This window comes from Tautonia plasticadhaerens (assembly GCF_007752535.1).
In the GTDB taxonomy this organism is placed as follows: Bacteria; Planctomycetota; Planctomycetia; order Isosphaerales; family Isosphaeraceae; genus Tautonia; species Tautonia plasticadhaerens.
Map to the genome: position 1 here is coordinate 5,140,661 of NZ_CP036426.1, position 19,295 is coordinate 5,159,955.

The following is a 19,295-nucleotide window of genomic DNA, read 5'->3' on the forward strand; positions in this document are numbered from 1 at the left end:
GTTACGCCGGCGGCCGGCGGCGCGTCGATCGGGTGATCCGGAGTCGCTGGCACAGCCGGGCCATCGGCGGCAGGGCAAGTGCCAGGAGCAGCGGGCGGCCGTGGGACGGCGGGAAGGCGTTGGCGGCCAGGTCGGTCCAGGAGGCCGGTGCGGCCGACCGCCGGCCGTCGGGCAGTTGCAGGACGAGCCATGGGACATCCTCCCTCCAGAAGTAGTCCGTCACGGTGGCGAACAAGTCGCCGACGTCACGCCGGCGCTCCTCGAGGATACCGACCCGCATCTCACGAATGTGGAACGACTGTGGGGTATGTTGCACGGCTCTTGAGCCCCAGCAGCAGGCGGTCGTTGTACGAGGTCGGGTCGTACAGGCCGTCGAGGTCGCAGATCAGCGTGCCGAACAGGGCGCACAGCTCCAGCAGCTGATACCAGTCCTTGCAGCTGCGCGCCAGCCGCGACATCTCGACGCCAAGGATCAGCCCGACCCGGTCCAGCGCCACCTCGCCGAGCAGCCGCTGGAAGCCGGGTCGGCGGTCGGCCGAGGCGCCCGAGAGGCCGAGGTCGTCGTCGATGACCGTGACCTGGGCCCGCGGCCAGCCCAGGTCGGTGGCCCGCTCGACCAGGCCGTACTGCAGCTGCGTGGACTCGCGATGCCGCAGGAACTGTCGGGCGGTCGATTGCCGTACGTAGACGATCGCCAGCCGCTCGCGGTGCCGATCGGTGACCTTGTGGCCGAAGGCCGGCGCGGCGCGCTCAGCGTCCGGTTGGCTCATGGCCGGCCCTCCGTCCCGGCGCGGCCAGCCGGCGTTCGATCAGGGCGCTGAGCGAGGCGACCAGGCGGCGCCGGCGCGGAGCCGGGAGCCGCTCCCAGAGGCCGACCGGCGGGGCGGCGCTCAGGCGTACCGGGGGCGGGGGGGCACAGCGGAGGTGGATCGGCTTGCAGCTCGTGGTGGCATGACGGTCCTCTCTCGGTCGAGTCGTGGCGCCGAGCGATCCATCGGCTCAGGCTCAGAAGGGCATCGGTGGCGATTATCGCCGGGCCCTCTGCTGATGGAAGAGGTATGTCAGGAGGGGCAGTCTGCTGAGGTCGCTGCCGCCACGCTCTCCTCCTGGCGTGAGGGCTTCCTCGACGGCGGCACGGCGGCCCTGAAGAGCCGACCGACCGACGACCGGGACGAGGTGATCCCCCGGCTGCAGGCCAAGGTCGGCCAGCTGACGATGGACAACGAGCTGCTCGACGTGAAGTGCCAGCGGATGGAGAGCGGCCGCCCTTTTGCGTCGAGGAGGCGGAGCACCTGAGCCGCTCCGCCTCCCCGGTCACCGGCCGGCCCTATGGCATGCAGCGGGTCTGCCGCATCTTCGGCCTCGCCCGCTCGACGGCCTACTACCTCAAGGCACGTGAGGCGGTCGCACCCGAGCAGCGGCCCGTACCCCGCAAGCGGGGGCCGGTCGGGGCGGGCACCGACGAGGAGCTGGTCGGCCACATCCGCCGGGTGCTGGCCGAGAGCCCGTTCACCGGCGAGGGCTACCGCAAGGTCTGGGCGAGGCTCCGCCATCAGGGCATCCGTACGGCCTCCGAGCGGGTCCGGCGGCTGATGCGGGAGCATCACCTCCAGGCCCCCCGCCGGGGCGGCCATGCCCACGGCCCGAAGGCCCACGACGGCACGATCACCGCCGAGGAGCCGGATCAGATGTGGGGCACCGACATGACCACCACCGTCCCCACCGGCGAGGGCACCGCCCACGCCTTCGTGGCGGTCGATCACTGCACCTGCGAATGCGTCGGCCTGCACGCCGCCAAGGGCGGCGACCGGTTCGAGGCGTTGGAGCCGCTGCGGCAAGGCGTGAGGGAGCACTTCGGCGGCTTCGGGGCGGATGTCGCCTGCGGGCTGACCGTCCGGCACGATCACGGGAGCAACTACCTCAGCGACGACTTCCCGCGGGAGCTGGCGTTCCTGGGGATGGCCAGCTCGCCGAGCTTCGTGCGAGAGCCCGAGGGCAACGGCTGTGCCGAGCGGTTCATCCGCACGCTGAAGACAGACCCGACAGCAACCCGCACTCTGCACACCCGTAGTCGAACCGGATACAACGAGCGCAGCAACCGTCTGCCCCTGGGCTCTGCTGGACCTGGCCCGCTGGTGCCAGGCTCGGCTCGCTTCCCTCGGAGGAGCCGCACCATGCCTCGACGCCCATCCGCCATCGCGCCCCCCCGCGCCTGAAGCCGCCTCGTCCCGTTCTCCAGGCACCTCGCTGGGACGACCTCCTGCCGGTTCAACGCCGGGAACTGCTCCGGCTGCTCGGCCGGATGCTGACCGAGCGACTCGACCGCGACGGCGCATGCGCCGGGGAGGTGGCTCGTGATCGGCGGTGATCCTCCGGCCATCCCCGGCCCGTTCTCACACAAGATCCGGCCCGGGCACCAGGATCGACTGGCCGTCGTCTACGTCCGCCAGTCGTCCCCGCATCAGGTGGCCGAGAACCGCGAGTCGGCCGACTTGCAGTACCAGCTCCGTCGCCGGGCGATGGAGCTCGGCTGGTCGGGCTCCCGGGTGCTGGTCATCGACGATGATCAGGGCTGCAGCGGCCTGTCCATCGACAACCGCCCCGGGTCCCAGCGGCTGCTGGCCGAGGTGTCGCTCGGCCACGTCGGGATCGTCTTCGGCCGGGAGATGAGCCGCCTGGCCCGCTCCAACCGTGACTGGCACCAGCTGCTCGAATTGTGTGCGTTGTTCGGTGTGTTGCCGGCCGATGCCGACGGGGTCTACGACCCGCGCGACGTCAACGACAGGCTCCTGCTGGGCTTGAAGGGGACCCTCTCGGAGGCGGAGACCCACGTGCTGCGGACGCGGCTGCACCAGGGCAAGCTGAACAAGGCCCGCCGGGGCGAGCTGTTCACCTGCGTCCCGATCGGCTACGTCCGCTCGGCCGACGGCGGGATCGCCCTGGACCCGGACGAGCAGGTCCGGTCCGTCGTCGCGATGGTCTTCGCCCCGTTCGCCGAGCTCGGATCCATTCCCGAGGTCCAGGCCCACCTGGCCGCCCATGAGATCCGCATCGGCATTCGGGCCTACCGCGGCCCGCAGCGTGGTCAGCTGGTGTGGAGGCCGTCCCGGCGGAGCACCCTCTACGCGATGCTCCGGCACCCGGCGTACGCCGGCGCCTACGTCTATGGGCGGCACGCCTGTGACCCGCCGCTGCGGGCCGCCGGCCGGTCGAAGTCGGGACGCCGGACGACGAGCCCGGAGGAGAGGGTGTGCCTGCTGAAGGGCCGCATCCCGGCGTACATCACCTGGGAGCAGTTCGAGGCCAACGGCAGGCAGCTGCGGGAGAACGACCGTGGTCGCGGGGCCTCGCGGGTGTCCAGCGGCCGTGGGCCGACGCTGCTCAACGGCCTGGTCCGGTGCGGCCGGTGTGGTCGTCCGATGTCCGCCCGCAACGCGCGGCCGACGGTCAACCCCCGGTACGTCTGCGACGCCCGGAAGCTGGAGTACGGCGGGCCGCTCCGCCAGAGCACGGCCGCGGCGGCGATCGACCGTCTGATCGAGGGGTTGGTGCTGCGTGCCGTGGAGCCGGCGGCGCTGGAGCTGAGCCTGCGGGCGGCCGAGCGGGTCGAGCAGGATCGCGAGCGCCTGCACCGGCACTGGCGGCAGCGGCTGGAGCGGGCTGAGTACGAGGCGAGTCGGGCGCGGCGGCAGTACGACGCCGTCGACCCCGAGAACCGGCTGGTCGCCCGGGAGCTGGAACGGCAGTGGGAGCAGAAGCTGGCCGCGCGTCAGCGGCTGGAGGAGGACTATGCCCGGTTCCGGCACGAGCAGCCGCGGCACCTGACCGCGGCGGACCGGGAGCGGATCCGGGCGTTGGCGGCCGATGGGCCGGCGTTGTGGCGGGCGTCCACGACGCCGATGGCCGACCGCCGGGCGATCGTTCGGCAGTTGGTCGAGCAGGTGGTAGTGGCGCGCCGCGGGGAGACGGAGGTGATCGAAGTGGTGGTCCGCTGGCTGGGCGGATCGGAGAGCCGCCATGAGGTCCATCAGGGGCTGCGCCGGTACGATGGTCTCGGGGACTATCCTCGGCTGAAGGGTCGGGTGACGGAGCTGCGCGGTGCCGGCCGGACCGGCGAGCAGATCGCGGAGACGCTGAAACAGGAGGGCTATCGCACGCCGAGGGGCGGTACGTTCACCGGCCATCGCGTTCGGCGATTGTTCATGAAACTCGGACTGACCGGGATGCCAGCCGGGGTGCGTGGCCCCGGTGACCTGCCGGGCTCAGGCGAGTGGTGGCTGCCGGAGTTGGCCGCCGAGCTGGGGGTACGACCGATCGTGGTGCATCGGTGGCGGTGGTCGGGGTGGCTGCACGGCCGCCAATTGCCGGGGGTCAACGGGCGCTGGATCGTGTGGGCCGACCGATCGGAGCTGCGGCGGCTACGCCGGCTCCGGGTTCACGAGCTCAGGACTCGAGGGCGAAAAGCCCCGTCGGAATTGACCACGCCGAAGGGGCTCCGGGCCGCGGAGTCACGATCGGCGCGGTCGAGAACGCGTACACGGAGTGCTACCTGATGTCCGGACGCTCAAGGAGCAACTCCTTCGGATCCGCACCTTCGCCACGGTGGCCGAGTTGGTCGAGGCGTTGGGCGAGTTCAAGCGACGGTACAACGAGCGATGGCGGATCGGTCGCCACGGCCACAGGCCACCGAGTCAGGTCCGCAGGGACCTCGGCGGTAGAGTCCCAGCGGCGGCGTGAGTACGATCGAGTTCCCGTCCAGAGAACCCAGGGCGATACAATCATTGAGTTGTGATAGGCCGCTCCTGAAACCAAGCTGATCTATTCTGTAGCGGCTGTCTAACTCTGCTGGGCATGCACCGGGATGACTGTCGTCTCGACCGATCTCCTCGCCATTCCAGCAGGCGGCGATGACAGGCAGGCGGCGCTCGGATGGCGGCCGAAGGTGTTGCGGCGACCGGGCGAACGTCCCGGACACCTGCTCAAAGAGGGGTCCGAATTAGACGCCTCTTGCTTGCTCGCAGTATAGATTGCTGCTAGATTATGTCCGGAACGGTGGCAGGGTGGGTGTTCGATGTCGTACCCCCCGAGGGTTCCTTTGGCGTTGGCGATCCATCCCGAAGATCACCCGTCCTGCAATTGTTCGGCGGGGAGGCCCCCATACCGAGCGGGGTGAGTCGTCCCGGCAGGGGCGGCGTCTCATTGTCTGGAGCGCTTCGTCGCCACGCCACCGAATCGGCAAGACTCCCGATCAACTCCTTGAAGTTGGCACGTCGGCGAAGGAGGATAGCGACCCTGAACAGGCAACCTGTTTATTCGCTGCGTGTTTGAGAATTACGCACTGGAGCGGTTGGCTCTCCTCGTCGCCATGCGTCGCGATGGAATGCCGCGGGCCGTTCCGCAGCCCGGCCAGAGCGACGCGGAGCGTGGGGACGACAGTCCAACGGCGACACTCTTCTTGTTATTTCTGCGTGCTAGAGTGATTTCGGAAAGTCGGGGCGAGCTCGGTCTGGCCGCCTAGGTTTCACCGAGCCGCGGCCTGTGAGGCTGGCGGAAATGGTCAAAGAGATGAAGGGATGGGGCTCCATTGGGGAGAGATACACCTTCGGCTCATTCCAGACGGCCGAGGACGCCCTCATCAGCGGCGTGCGATGCACGGTGGCCTCGGGCGTCGTATACCTGGGCCCAGTACCCCCGGCAACCGGGATGCGCGGGTGGCAGGGGGACGGCCAGGATCTCCTGCATTTCCTCATGCCCCTCGGCGATGACCCGATGGAGCCGAGCCACCAGTCGCTCGGAGCCCTGGCCCGCGTCCTGAGGGAGCGGGCCGAGTCGGCGGCAAGGGGCGAGGCCAACCTGGTCCCGGGCGACGAGGACCAGCGGAGGCTCGACTGGGCTGTCGACCGGCTGGTCGAGATCGCGCAGCGGATGAGGGACGCCGGGACCTGGCTCGGCCAAGTTCACCTCGATAATGTACTGATCGTCGAGCCGGGCGGCTTCGGCAAACCGGAGATCATCTTGACCGACTGGGGATTCGCCTTCCAGCAGTCGCTCAGCTTCCGGCCGGACGGTGACGCCCCGCAATGGGTCCGCGCCTCCCCCTGGGCCATCCTGTGGGACGCGACGCCCGAGGAGATGAACCAGATCGCGTTGGAAGGGGGACGCCCGCCGGACGACCGCACCGATAGCCGCACCCTGGCGAGGCTGCTGGCCTGCCTGCTGGTCGGCCGAGAGGCGGTCGAGTCTTGGTTCGAGCCGGGGGGGCGGCACCCCGGTCGGGGGACGCCCTTCGCCGGCCTCCCCGAGGGGCGTGTCCGCACCTCAGCCGGGATCTGGCCCGTCCTGAAGAAGGCCCTGGAGGGCCGTTCGGGCCTGGACGAGCTGGGCGCCGGGATCAGGGCCAACCCGCCGAGCGGCCACTTCGTGGACCTCGTCGAGGCCAGTCGTCGGGAGGTTGAGGAAGAGCGCCATCGACAGCGCCTCCGCCGCCGACGGCTGTCCATGCAGCTCGGGGTCGGCATCCCCCTGCTGCTGGCCTCCGCCGCCGGAGGGTTCCTGGCCCTGAAGGCGAGCGGGCTCTTCGATCCGGAGCCGCCCTCCCACCCGCTCTGCCCGACGTGCCCCGGTTCCAGCCCGCTGACCGGAGCCCTCGAGCAGTTCGCCGAGGCAAGGGGACGGGCCGAGGAAGTCGTGCAGGCCGAGCAGGGGGACCTGGCACGGGCCGTCGGGGCGATCGCTCCCGCTCGGGACGGTCAGCTCGACGCGCTGGCTGAGCTTCATCGAGTGGCGATCGCCGACGGCCGCACTCCGACCGAGGCCGAGCGCGGGTGCCTGGCCAAGGTCTCCCGGGGGACGACGGACGACCTGCGCCGCGACTATGATCGCCTGTTCCGCCGGCTCGACGGACTCTCCGACGACCCCCGGACGGAATGCGAGCTCATCGACAAGCTCATCTCCCAGGTCGAGGTGGTCGGTCAATTCGACCCAGAATTGGCGTCGGCCGATTGGGTCGCTCAACTCAAGGAGACGCGACGATGGAACTGCGGAGATCCCGAGCCCTGATCGCGCTCGTCGTTGCGGCCGGGGTGTGCCCGGCCGCGCCGGGGCAGGAACCGGAGCCGGAACCGAAGGCGGCCGAGTCCGCGGGCGACGGGGGCTCGCCGGGGGTCCGGGCCGTGGTCCGGGACGACCCGGGACAAGCCGAGGCCCCGCGACCGTCGAACCTCTATATGGTCGTCCGGACCGAGTCGTTCCAGGACTCCCGCGAGCTCGAGGACAAGATCCGGCTGGCAGCCGAGGCGATCGGCGACACTCAGGCGCGGCCCGAAGCGCGGCCGATCTCGCGTGTGACCTACGAGGAATTGAAGAAGATTCTCGACCCGGGCGCGCCAGGCAACCCGTTCGAGGGGGACTCGGGCCGGGCGGTCGCCCGGGGGGGGGACGTGATCATCACCCCGTACGTCGGCGACGACTCGACCTGGGAGATCAACACGGGCGACCCCGATCTCCGGCTGCTGAAGCTGGAGCTGCTGGCCGGCGACGGGGGCAGCCCCCCCAAGATCTATGAGACGGCCCCGAAGAACGAGGTGGGCGCGCCGCTGAGCTACTACAAGCCGGGCCTGTACTTGCTCAGGCTCGAGTCGAACAGCCCCCCCAAATCGGCCACCCTGACGCTGCAGCACGCCAAGGAAGAGGGGACGCGGACCTCGTCGCTGAGCTGGCCGGTCTCGGACCGCTACTTCATCGTCTCGATCACCGACTTCGCCTCCGACCCGAGGAGGCTGACCGAGACGCTCAAGGACGCGAGCATCATGGGGACCCCCTACTCGACCGTCAGCCCCGTGACCACGACCTCGCTGCTGCTGGCGGACCTGCGGCCGGAGGCGGGGGGCACGGGGGTCGGTTGGACGAGCAACGTCATGACGGTCAACATCCCCAACCCCGAGGGCATCGTCACCTCGCGCGTCTGGGCCCTCTTCCCGCTGACCCGAGAGCAGCGGGACAAGGCGCTGCGCGACCTGGAGGAGAAGGTGCTCGCGGAGAGCTACACGGTGGTCCCGAAGCACATTCGCAGCCAGAGCGTCTCCGCCTCCCCGGTGGACCCCTCCGACCCGTCCAAGGGGTTCGAACCGTACCCGATCCGGCCGCAGTCCGAGCCGAAGTGGTACGAGCTGGCCGGTAACGGGAAGACCTTTACCGGCAAGTTCGCCGTCGAGGACATCCCCGGCTGGAAGGAGAAGGACCGGCTCCCGGAGTGCTACTGGTTGCTCGTGTACGAGTTCGGCGACGGCGACCGGGCGAGGCCCAACCGGGTCCGCAAGGAGCTGACGGTCGACGGCACGACCGAGGAGGTCCAGGTCTACGCCTACGACCAGGAGGTCAGCGACTGGCCGACCGGGATCCGGAGGCTCCGCGTCCCCGAATGACGGCCGCGCCCGGGCATTGTTCTGTGGTGCTGGAGGATCGCCCGGCTGGGCGAGGGCTGGCGGCCGGCTTGCGTCCGGCCCGCGAGGAGGCGAGATTGACGTGAGCGGAACCCCGACCGAGCCCTATCCGCTGATGCGTCCCGACCAGCGCTCCAGGCTCGAGGCGACTGGCTCGGTGTACGCCGAGGTCGTCGCGCAGCTCCCACGCCTCGCCGCGCGGGAAGAGATCGCCTCGCTGCGCGAGCGCCTGGCCAGGCTGCAGACCCTGATGGGCCTGGATTGCCTGAGGATCGGCCTCCTCGGCTCGAGCGGGGCGGGCAAGTCGACGACCGTGGCGAATCTGCTGGGCATCCCCGAGCACGAGAGCCCGACGCCGCCCGGCGGGGGCGGCGCCGGCACGGGGGTGGCCACCCGCATCCGCCCGGCCCCGCCGGGCTCCCCGGTCCGGATGCGGCTGGAGTTCATGGATCGGGAGGCGTACAACCGCCGGGTCTCGGATCTCGTGGGGCTGGTCCCCGAGCTGGGCGAGGCCGAGCCGTCGGAGCTGCTCCACAGGGCGCGGGCCCTCCCGCCCAGCTCGCCGGCCCGCCCCGAGGAGGTCCGTTCGTTGATCCGGCTCCTGGAGGCGTTCCAGGGCCACGGGCACCTCCTGGGGACTTTCGACGACACGGTGCCCTACGAGGACCGGGCCCAGATCTTGATGCACCAGGAGGCCGGCACGGCGACCGGCTTCACCCCCTTGCTCCGGCAGGTGATCATCGAGTTCCCAACCGATCGGATCGACCCCCGCCTGGAGCTGATCGACCTGCCGGGCCTCGGCGTGGCAAACCGCGCCGACGAGATGCTCACGGTCAGCTTCCTCCCCGAGCTCAACGGGGCCTTTATCCTGATCAAGGCGGCCTCGGCCAACGACGAGCAGGTCGCCCGCCTGATCGCGAAGATGAAGGAGCAGTTCCCCGACCTCGGCCCCAGGGTGTGGGTGATCGCCAGCGGCTTCGACTCGCTCGACTCCAACAACCTCGGCGACGGGCCGTCGGGGCGCCCGGTCCTCTCCCACCTGTCCGACTATCTGATCGACCGGGGGGTCAGGACCGACCGCGTCCTGCTGCTCGGCAACCACCTCTACCAGGCCCTGCTCCACGCCGAGGCCCGGACCGCCCCGGCGTCCGTCGCGCCGGCCCGGCTCGACGGCGCGCTGATCGACGAGGCCGTCCGGGCCCGCAACCTGAAAATCAACCTGCCCCGGGATCCCGAGGGTCGGCTGGTGGTGCCCACCAAGTTCCGCCGGTACAAGGAGCTATCCGACGCGTTCGAGCGGACTGTCCTCGTCGACGGCGGGATCGGCCGGCTCCGCGACACGATCAAGGAGCACGTCTTCAAGGCGGTCCAGGTCGAGGTCCAGGGGCAGGTCGATGCCGAGCTGGCCGCCCTCGGCCGGTCGATGGCACTCGAGCTGGAGAGCGCCCGGGTCCGCTCCCACATGGAGCCGGCCGACCTGATCCGGGCCAGCCAGTGGATGTCGGAGCTACAGGACATCGGCCGGAACGCCCTGCAACGCAGCCGCGACCTGTACCTGGAGGAGGCGACGAAGTTGGAGGCGGTGCTGGGGACCTACCTGGAGTCGGTGATCAAGAATGACCTGCCGATCCAGGACCCCGACCACCCGAACAAGAACATGCTCGATATGGTCCATCGCCAGCACTCGAAGAACCTGCGCGATCAGGGGCTCGACCTCGCACCCCGCCTCGTCCGGTCGATCTTCGAGCGGATCGACGGCAAGGTGCAGGCGATCGGGATCAATCGGCTCGGGACCGGCCCGGTAGGACTACGGGACCCGAAGGCGGCATGGGAGGGGCGGACGGCCGCCGACCGCGCCGACTCCGGCTGGTACCGGGCGGTCTTCGACTCGTTTCAGGACGAGATGAAATTCGTCAAGGACCTGGAGGAGGCGGCCTCGGTTTACCCCAAGGACCACTACCTCGAGCTCATGAGGCACAAGGTGCAGGCCGTGGTCCGCGAGTTTATCCGGACGGTGCTCGGCCAGCTCGGGCGCCAGCTCAAGACGCTCGGCGACGAACTGCTGCTGATCGGCGACTCGCCCGACGAGGAGGACTCGGCGACCGACCTGGTCTACTCGAAGCTGCTCGACAAGCTCTCTATGCTGGGCGGTAGCCCGTCGGGGGTGACATCATGATCCCGCCGGTGACGTTCACGAGGGGTTTCGCCCAGACGGGGACCCACACCAAGCAGGTCGCCGGCCTCAAGGGCCGGGATCTGGTCTCGCCGGACCGGGTGCAGGAATTCACGTCCGGCACCTTCCTGACGCTGATCGCGTGGAGCCCGGACCCGAGGAACCCCAACCGCTGGCTGCGCGTAAGGGCCGAGCACCGCTCGAAGCCCGACGCGCCGCCCGAGGACCGCGAGCCGTTCGCCGCGATGGGCCCCGGCGTCCTGGGGGCCGAGCTGCGGCTCGACTCGGAGGTGTACCTGACTTTCGAGATCCTGACCGACGGCGAGGCCTATTGCCAGGCGGTCGAGGCCGAGCCGAGGACGATCCGCCGCCGTCTGATCGTGGGGGCGGCGCAGGAGCGGGATGGCCGGCGGTACGAGTCGCAGATTCCCGTCGAGCTGACCGTCACCGACGCCTCGCCGATGCCCACCTACCAGGGGTTCGTGGCCTTGGACCTGGGCAACACGAGCAGCACCCTCGTCTGCCGCTCCAGTGACATGAACGCCCCGCCCGAGATCAACCTGGTGCCGACCAGGGAGCTGCCCGGCGCGCCTGCCGAGCCGGCGACCTCGGCCCTGCGCATCGTGAAGCTGAGGAGGCCGCCCGAGTCAGGCCAATACACCGCCTGCGACTACCAGATCGGGGACGACGCCCTGGCCGGCAACCCGCCCGTCGACAGCCTGTTCCTGGGAGCGAAGCGCCTGCTGTCCGACCAAGCCGGCCTCGATGCCCCCGACAAGGTCGATTTCATGCTCAACGGCGCGGCGGAGAGCCTCGGGAGGACCGAGCCGGCCGAGCTGTTCGTCGCCAAGATGCTCCAGTCCTTCCACCGGCTCGAACGCAGCTTCCCCGACCGGCTCGGGCTGACCTGCCCGACGACGTTCTCCCGCCACGAGGTCGAGCAGCTCCGGATCGCCGCCTATCATGGCGGCCGCCGGTCGCGCGGCGTAAACCCGAGGCCGTCGTCCCCGTCGGGGGACGACCTCGACGGCTACGTCCCCTGGGTCATCGACGAGGCCTCGGCGGCGGCATTCTACTTCGTGCACGACGAGTTCCTCGAGCGGCCCGGCCGGGTGGCCGGGTTCCGCTACATCTACCCCCGGGGCATGAACCTGCTGCTCTACGACTGCGGCGGCGGCACGACCGACATCGCACTCGTCCACGTCGAGGTCGGCGAGAGCGATAGCGACCAATTCGTCGTCCGGTTCGAAGTCCTCGGCCGGGCCGGGCACCGCAACTTCGGCGGCGACGCGATGACGATCGCGGCCTTCCGCCTGCTGAAGGTCAAGCTCGCCGCGGTGCTCGACGGGACCTCCGTCTGGCCGTCCCCCGGCGACCTGAAGGAGCTGCGGCGATTCCTGACCGAAGGCGGGAAGGTCGCCGAGGTGGACCGATGCCTGCGGACCGCGTTCCACGCCGAGCTTGACGACCCGTCGCTGCCCGAGACCCGGGAGCGTAAGGAGGCGACGCTGCTGCTCTGGCAGGTGGCCGAGCGGGCGAAGCGGAGGCTGGCCGAGGCCGCCGCGGGCAAGGGCGGCAAGGGGCACGTGGAGATCTCCCTTGACGGCCAAGTGCACCAGGGCGGCGGCGCCTCGCAGGGCGCCGCCAAGACCGACCCGGCGATGACCCAGAAGGAGTTCCAGCGCCTCTCCCGTGTCGAGGACAACTCCAGGCTCACCGAGCTGTGGCAGAAGGCCCAGCAGATCCGCATCAGCACAGCCGAGGTGGACTGGTTGCTCGATGCGGACGTCCGCGAGAGCGTCCGCTACGCCCGCTGCCTGATCGAGTCGCGGCTGCCGCGTGACCAGGAGGTCCACTGGGTCTACGTCGTCGGCAACGCGTCCCGCTACCCTTTGATCCGGCGGGCGATCCTCGACGCCGTGGGCGGGCTCCCGATCCGGTTCCTCGAGGAGCGGCTTCGCAAGGTCGCCCCGGCCGACCTGAAGAACTCGGTGGCCAAGGGGGCCGTCCGCGTCATGCAGGTCCGCGAGCGCCACGAGGACTACTGGGTCCGCTTCGATGAGAAGCTCATGGAGCGGCTCCCCTTCGACATCCAGCGCAAGGGGGCGGGGGCGCTGGAGCGCCTTCTCTTCAAGGAGAACACCCTCTACGACGACCTGCTCCCTCGAGACATCGTCATCGAGCCCCCCAAGGAGGGCCAGGCCGCGACCCGCGAGGTGGTGCTCAGCCGGGTCTGGCCCGGGGACAATCGGGGTGAGGAGTACATCCGGTTCCGGACCGGACGGCCAGGGGAGACGTTCCGCGGCAGCTACCGGATCGAGTACGACCGCCACAACCACCGCTTCAAGATGCGGAAGCTCGACGACGACGGCGAGCCGTTCGGCGAGACGTTCGTCGGCATGACACAGGAGGTCAAGTTCCGCAACGCCCCCGTCCAGGTCGGAGAACGAGCATGGCCCCCAGTCCAGGCCTGAGCCCCTCGGCCCGGGCCGCGACGCCCGGCAGCCCGACCGACCCGGCCACCGGGCTGAGGTTGCGCCTTGAGGAGGGGCTCCGCCAGCTCCATCTCTGCCTGTACTGGATCAACTACCGCAGGCAGCTCACCAAACTGCGGGACAGGGACCATGATCGACGCGCCGAGGAGTTGGCCAATCAAATCATGAAGGGAGTGATTGGTCCGTTCCTCGAAAGGGCACGGTGGATCCCTGGGCTCGTACACCTCGTGCAGCGGGCTAAGGAAGAACCGGCCACCTACAACGAGCTAATAGATCAGCTGAACAAGCCGCGCGAGGATCTCATCGGCCGCCTCATCGCCGCGGTCGATCCGGATCGTACTCCCTCCACCGACCGGCTCCTGCCCCTGCTCGAGCGATGCCTGCTGGGGACATCCCATCTGTCTGACCAGAACCCTAATCGCGGCTGCGAGGTCGGGCCGGTCGACTCGGCCACCTTCTGGTTGCACCAGGGCAAGGCCTTGGCCGGTTGGCTCCGGCTGGGCCCCGAGCTGAATAAATTTGAGAATAAATGGCAATTTGACGCTGAAATCGACAGGTACGCTGCCAAGCTCAATAAGCTCGTGGCCAGTCTGCTGGAGCATCGGGATCCTCGCCTGGAAAATCATCTCTCCGAGATTGGTGGGGGACTGCGTGTGCTCGCCACTAAGATGCGGAGTAACCTTGAGCAGGGCGGTGAGATCGACCCCAGATGGCGGTTCCACTGTGCGGAGATCTTCGAATCCATGCCGGAAGGCTGGCCGCCGCGGGCGCTATCCGAGATGTCCCTCATCCTGGACGCGGGCGGGACCGGCGGCGATTGGCTCGACGCGATCCGCGAGGCAAGGTCGACCGGCGCCACGGATGGCCGGGTCGTGCTGGCTGAGTGGCTCCTCGGCTGCCTTGACGGACTGGACCAGAAGCGGCCACTGCCCGAACTCGCTTGGTCTCAGGTCGAGCAAGGGCTCAGTTCGATGTTGGGCCGGGAGTGTACACTGGTCCGGACGCAGGCCGTCGATTCGGCCGGCCGGGAGAGTTGGAGGGTCGAGGAGCCGACTCGGCCGTCCGGCAAGCTCCCCCGATTGAAGCAGACGGGCCTAGTACTCGACGGCTCCACGGTCGTTCGGCCGGCGATCATCCAGGTGCCCCGGGACGTGGAGTCGATCCTCGCCCTGCCGCTCGATCGGCTCGGGGCCGAGGCGTCTGGAGAGCTAGGCGGCCTGGCCCGCCAACTTCGAGGGCTTCTGGCCCGCTCGCCGACGCTGGAGCAGGGCCGCATGGAGCCCGACGACCTAGTCCTGGTCTGGCGGACCTTGGTGAGGGCCGCGATCTCCCCGTCCCCGGCGTCGGGGTTGTTGGTAGACGGGCTGCGGCGGCTCGGCTACGTGCTGGCGGCCGCCCCGGCCGGGCCCGGGCAAACGCCGGTCGATGGCTGGGTCGCGGTCCTGCCAGACCCCCTCGCCGACTGCCCGACCCCGCTAGAGACCGAAGGGGTGCACGGCCCCGGGGCTGTCGCGCTGCGGTGCCCCGACAAGACTCATCTCTTCCCCGCCGTCTGGCTGCGGGTCCCGCACCCCTGGGCCGGCCGGGAGCGTTGGCTGGATGTCCTGATCAAGCACGAGGCGACGTTGCTCCGCCTGGCCGACCCGGCGACTGGCTGGGTCCGTGCCTCAGGCCTCGGCGATCTGGTCAGGGGGCTGGCCGCGGCCCGCTCTGGGGGGAGCCCGCCCGATCGCCAGGGAGCCGACCTGGCTGCCGAGATCTTCGCCGTGTTCCACGACCGGTGGAGGCGAGTGGCGAGGCCCGACGCACCCCCGGGCGATCGGGAGAGGCGGCAAGAGGCGGGGATGATCGCCCGCGATCTCTACCAGGCGCTGGAGGAGCCGGCGAGGCGACACCTGGGGCTCCCGCTCCGTCCCCAGGACCTTGCCCCCGACCTGGAGGCGATGGAACAGGGCGTCCCCGGGGACGACGTGGTCGTCGAGTGGGAGCCCTCGCCCGGGTCGAAGTCCCGCGTCGAGGTCGCGGAGGTGGTCCTGGGTGGCCGCGGAAGGCCGGCCTGCCTTCGGCTGGTCGCCCCGAAGCGGTGCGACGACCGCGTGCTGGCGTGGGCCCGCCTTCCCGGCCCCGAGGGGCTGCTCACCGGTCGACTCCGGCCGATCCGCCAACGCCTGCTCTGGATGCCGCGATCGGACCGACCGGCCCTCGAGGCGCCCCTGGCCGAGCTCGCATCGCTGCTCGCCTCCGATGCCGCCCTTGGGGAGTTGGTCGCGGCCGGTCGCCTCGGCGACGAGGCCGCTCGGGCCTGGCTGCGTCGCCTCCTGACCGACCGGGTCGTGGCTGTCTACCCGGCGATCGACCCGGAATCGCTCGACTTCCTGCCGCCCGAGGCCGCGGCGGCCCCGGGGCTGGCCTGGACCTATCACGACGACATCCCCGCCGGGTCGATCGTCCCCGACGCCCCGGTGAACTTCTCGACCGATCCAGCCAGGGCCCGCGCGACCCTCAGCCTCGGCCCCCGGGGTCGTCACCCCTGGCTCGATGCGGCGATTGACCTCGAGGGCTGGCTGGAGCGGCGGCCCCCCTCCCGCCTCGCCGAGACGCTCCGGGGACCGGCCGGGCGACTGGCCGCGGAGGCCCGATCGACGATCGGGGCCAGGGAGTCGGCCCCGAAGGAGGTCCTCCAGGCACCCTTCGAGGCGGTCCTCTCCGCCCTAATCGACGGGGGCGCCCCGGACTCGCCGGGAGCCGCCGACGAGGCCATGCGGCACCTCGCCAGGGTCGCCGACGGGTTGGGCCTGAGGCTCCGGCCGTCCGGCTGGTCGTTCGCAGCTCCCCCCGCCCAGGGGACCGTCCCGGTCGACGAGGCGGTCGCCGACCCCGACGCGCACCCTGCCCGATTCGAGGCGGCCGGTCCGCCGGCTGGCTTCCTCGTCCTGCGGCGGTTCGGCCTGGGGTCGACACCGGGCCACTACATCGTCTCGGCCGGCCCGCCCCCGCCACACTTCGACGCCCTCCGCACCGCCTTGGTGGCCATCGGGGAGCCTGCGGCCCCGCTCGTCGTCATGGCGCAGAGCTGGCCGGCGTCGGCCCCGGCCGGTCGACTCGAGCTCGACGCCATCCAGCTGTTCCTCCGGTTCTGGGAGTCGCTTGGCGGCGGGTTTCGCCGCGAGGCGTACGACAGTTTTCGCGTCGCCGAGGAGGCGCTGACCTCGCTGCTCGAGGCGGGCTTCGGCCTGACAAAGTTCGAGCCCCGGATGCTCCAGGATTACCGGGACGAGTGGGTCGAGATCACCTCCCGGGGCGACCTGGGGACCGGTCGGGTGCGCCGGGTCGTGCGACCCGGCCTCCGGACCCGTGACAACCTGCTGAGGGTCGCTGCCCTCGTGGAGGCCGAGTGATGGTCGATGCCCCCCGCCAGCACCCCTCGGCCCGGCCTGCCGTTGGCGCCGAGCCCGTTCGCCTGATGCCGTCCATGCGGCGGCCCTGGCTCGGGATGGTCGCCGCGGCCGCCGTCGTGGCGGCCCTGGCGACGCTGCTCCCGCCGCGGCAGGCCCGGCTCGCGAGCCCGCTGGCGCTCGCCTGCCATGCCCTGTCCGTCGTCGCATTGGTGACACTGGCCCTCGAGGCGATCGCCCAGGCCCGGGCGTCCCGGGCGTTGCAGCGAGCCGGCCGGGACGGGATGGAGGACCGGTCGGCCTGGCCGGCCCGGATGGTCCGCCGGGCGTTGCACGGCCGCCTCAGGGGGGTCTTCGGCCAAGTGGAAATCGACCATCACCTCGACCGCCTCGCCGAGCTGGAGCAGGATGCTTACGCGCGTCGCTGGGACTTCTATCGCTATGTGGCCTTCGTGCCCCCGCTACTCGGCCTGCTCGACGGCTGGCGAGTCGTCCAGATCGAGTCGAACCTGACCCCCTTCGCGGAGGCGTTCCAGTCGCTGGCGGTCGCATGGGTCGAGGCGGGCGTCTGGCTGGCGTTGAGCGGCCTGCTGGCGATGCGGGGTCGCGCCCTGCTGGAGGACTGGCGGTCGCTCGCCGGCCGCCTCGCCTCGCCGGGCTCGACCCTGGTGGCCGACGCCCTCGAGTCCGCTCCTCGGCCAGGACCGCACGCGGTCGGGTCTGCGGCGGCCGACCCGACGGCGGACTGGCCGGAGAGGGGCACCTCCCCATCCTTCCAGGGACGTCCGACCCCAGCCAACCCGGCCGGAGCCCCGCTGGCGGCCGCGCACGGGCCCGATGCGGGGGACCCGGCCGACAAAGCCCCCCCGATGGATCGAGTTCCCAAGACCGAGGACCGGGACCCGCCCCCGTCCACCTCCCTCGCCGACATCTACGACAAGTTCTTCGCCGGCAACTCGTCGGCCTCCCCAGACGGGGAGGGCTCCGATGGATAAGCGACGCTCGGCCCGGTTCCCCGGGTCGCGTTCCGGCAACCTGCTCGCTTGGATCGTCTGGGTCGGCTACATCCACCTCCTGGCCGGGGCGGCCCTGGTGATCCACACACGGGACGGCACCGCCGGCGTGCCAGCCCTCGTCGGGTTCGACCCAGGCGCCCCGACCCGGGCCGGCGGGCCCGGCGTCCTTCACCTGCCCATCCTGATCGACAGGCCCTCGCCAGGCGCCACGGTCTCCGTCGCCGCCGAGGAGGTGGACGGCGCCGCGGTCGCCGGGCGTGACTACCGCCTGCAAGCCGACCGCCTCTCGCTCCCGGCCGACGGCGGCCCGGCCGTCGTCGCCGTCGAGGTGCTCGACGACCCGACTCGCCGCGAGGATCGGCTGCTGCGGCTCACGCTCCGGGCCGAGGGGGGCGTCGCGGTCGACCCGGCGCGGTCGAGCTGGACGGTGCTCCTGCCTCGCCGGGAGAGGGCCGGCGACTCGCCGCCCGAGGTGGTCGAGGTGGTCGAGGTCTCCTTCGAGGCGACCACGCTGGAGGCGGTCGAGGGGGTCGGCGCCTCGGAGGCCGGGCTCCTGCTGAGCCCCCCCGCGGCGTCGCCGGTCGTCGTGAGCTACCGCGTCGGTGACGGCCCCGAGGAGTTCTTCCCGGTGGCCGCTGGCGTCCGGCGTGCTACCCTCCCGATCGTCGTGCCGGACGACTTGATCTACCGCGGCGACCGGACCATCGAGGTCTCCCTCGCCGACGGGCCCGGCTCCCGGGCGGGCCAGCCGTCTCGGCTGTCACTGAAGGTCCGCGACGACGAGTCGATGCCGACGCTGAGGGCCTCGGCCTCCCGGGACACCGTCGCCGAGGGGTCCGGCGAGCCCCTACTGCTACGCCTCTGGCTCGAGGGGCCGGCCACCGGCTCCGAGGTGTCGGTCCGCTGCATCGTCGCCCCGTCCTCCTCCGGCCCCGGCGTGCCCGTATCCCCGCCCCCCGAGCGGATCGTCCTGCGGCCGGGCGAGTCCGAAAAACGCATCGAGATCCCCATCCGGGACGACCGCGAGAAGGGTCCCGACTGTTCGTTCGAGCTGGTCCTGAGCGATGCCGAGGGTGCCTCGTTCGAGCCGGACCGCCAGCGGCTGGAGTTCCGCATCACCGACGACGACGGCTTGCCGGGGCACGTCCTGCTGGTCGTCGTACACACCAGGGATCTGGACGCCTTCGGCGAGCAGATCCGGTCGGAGCTGGCCAAGCTGTTCCTCGTTCCGGACTTCCGCGGGGTCTTCCTCGGGGGCGACCCGGTCCTCGTGCGCAAGGGCGCCGGGCCGGCCTCCTGGTCCCCCGCGCAACCGGCGCCGACGAACGAGGGCCGGCCCTTCGCCGAGGGCGACCCGCTCGAGCAAGCGTTCAACGCGGCGTTCGACGTGGCCCGCGAGCTGGAATCGGAGGCCATCGACGACCGGTTCGTCGTGTTCGTCCTCTGGCCCAACCAGGAGCCGCTCGATCGCTTCCGACTGGACACCTCGGGCCTGAATCGCCCGGAGGGACACCCCGTCCGGGTCTTCGCCCTGGGGACTTCCCCCCAGGGTTCGGAGGAGAGCCTAGACCGGGCCTTCCGCCCGGGCGAGGTCCGCTACATCAACCCGAGGGCCCTGGAGTCCCTCCAGATCGACCTGGAGCGCGTCATCCGACCCTTCCTCGACGAGAACGGCCGAGGGCGCCAGAGCGGCCCCTGAGCCGCATCGAGTCCCCGACGCAGGAGCCCGCGATGAGCAATGACGCGCAAATTCCAAGTGGAGCGCCGCCAGAACC

12 protein-coding genes and 1 pseudogene are annotated in these 19,295 nt (G+C 70.6%); 11 read left to right on the forward strand and 2 right to left on the reverse strand.

All coding sequences use genetic code 11. The features are described 5' to 3' along the window. Position 1: 1 nt before the first annotated feature. Both ElP_RS39855 and ElP_RS39860 read right to left on the reverse strand, forming a co-directional pair. The gene (locus tag ElP_RS39855; RefSeq protein ID WP_231749196.1) at positions 2–235 is read right to left on the reverse strand and encodes a hypothetical protein; all 234 of its coding nucleotides are present in this window, start codon (positions 233–235) and stop codon (positions 2–4) included. Positions 236–320: 85 nt separating this feature from the next. Further along, a pseudogene (locus ElP_RS39860) lies at positions 321–770 on the reverse strand (recombinase family protein); the annotation flags it as partial. Positions 771–1,047: 277 nt separating this feature from the next. On the opposite strand from ElP_RS39860, the gene ElP_RS20530 reads away from it, so the two are divergent. The 11 genes from ElP_RS20530 (at position 1,048) to ElP_RS20580 (ending at position 19,219) form a co-directional block, all read left to right on the forward strand. Continuing rightward, positions 1,048–1,296: a hypothetical protein gene (locus ElP_RS20530; RefSeq protein ID WP_145272439.1), complete on the forward strand. Its 249-nt coding sequence runs from the start codon at positions 1,048–1,050 to the stop codon at positions 1,294–1,296. After that, positions 1,242–2,216, forward strand: coding sequence for an IS3 family transposase (locus ElP_RS20535; protein WP_145272441.1), 975 nt, complete (start codon positions 1,242–1,244; stop codon positions 2,214–2,216). The genes ElP_RS20530 and ElP_RS20535 overlap by 55 nt, the downstream gene beginning before the upstream one ends. 138 nt (positions 2,217–2,354) lie before the next feature. Further along, on the forward strand, positions 2,355–4,553 hold the full coding sequence (locus ElP_RS20540) for a recombinase family protein (RefSeq protein ID WP_145272443.1): 2,199 nt from the start codon (positions 2,355–2,357) through the stop codon (positions 4,551–4,553). Further along, a complete protein-coding gene (locus tag ElP_RS20545) occupies positions 4,543–4,737 on the forward strand; it encodes a hypothetical protein (RefSeq protein ID WP_145272445.1) in 195 nt (64 codons plus the stop codon). Before ElP_RS20540 ends, ElP_RS20545 begins: the two co-directional genes overlap by 11 nt. Before the next feature lie 828 nt (positions 4,738–5,565). Beyond that, the gene (locus ElP_RS20550; RefSeq protein ID WP_145272447.1) at positions 5,566–7,059 is read left to right on the forward strand and encodes a hypothetical protein; all 1,494 of its coding nucleotides are present in this window, start codon (positions 5,566–5,568) and stop codon (positions 7,057–7,059) included. Further along, the gene (locus tag ElP_RS20555) at positions 7,032–8,423 is read left to right on the forward strand and encodes a hypothetical protein (protein ID WP_145272449.1); all 1,392 of its coding nucleotides are present in this window, start codon (positions 7,032–7,034) and stop codon (positions 8,421–8,423) included. Before ElP_RS20550 ends, ElP_RS20555 begins: the two co-directional genes overlap by 28 nt. A gap of 100 nt (positions 8,424–8,523) precedes the next feature. Beyond that, on the forward strand, positions 8,524–10,617 hold the full coding sequence (locus ElP_RS20560; protein WP_145272451.1) for a P-loop NTPase family protein: 2,094 nt from the start codon (positions 8,524–8,526) through the stop codon (positions 10,615–10,617). Beyond that, complete coding sequence (locus tag ElP_RS20565; RefSeq protein WP_145272453.1) at positions 10,614–13,088, forward strand: acetate and sugar kinases/Hsc70/actin family protein; 2,475 nt, start codon at positions 10,614–10,616, stop codon at positions 13,086–13,088. Before ElP_RS20560 ends, ElP_RS20565 begins: the two co-directional genes overlap by 4 nt. Then, entirely contained in the window at positions 13,067–16,507 is a 3,441-nt protein-coding gene (locus ElP_RS20570; protein ID WP_145272455.1) for a hypothetical protein, read from the forward strand. The genes ElP_RS20565 and ElP_RS20570 overlap by 22 nt, the downstream gene beginning before the upstream one ends. Next, the gene (locus ElP_RS38415) at positions 16,507–17,499 is read left to right on the forward strand and encodes a hypothetical protein (RefSeq protein WP_197446225.1); all 993 of its coding nucleotides are present in this window, start codon (positions 16,507–16,509) and stop codon (positions 17,497–17,499) included. Before ElP_RS20570 ends, ElP_RS38415 begins: the two co-directional genes overlap by 1 nt. Continuing rightward, on the forward strand, positions 17,492–19,219 hold the full coding sequence (locus tag ElP_RS20580; RefSeq protein ID WP_197446226.1) for a Calx-beta domain-containing protein: 1,728 nt from the start codon (positions 17,492–17,494) through the stop codon (positions 19,217–19,219). The genes ElP_RS38415 and ElP_RS20580 overlap by 8 nt, the downstream gene beginning before the upstream one ends. The last annotated feature ends 76 nt before the right edge of the window (positions 19,220–19,295 follow it).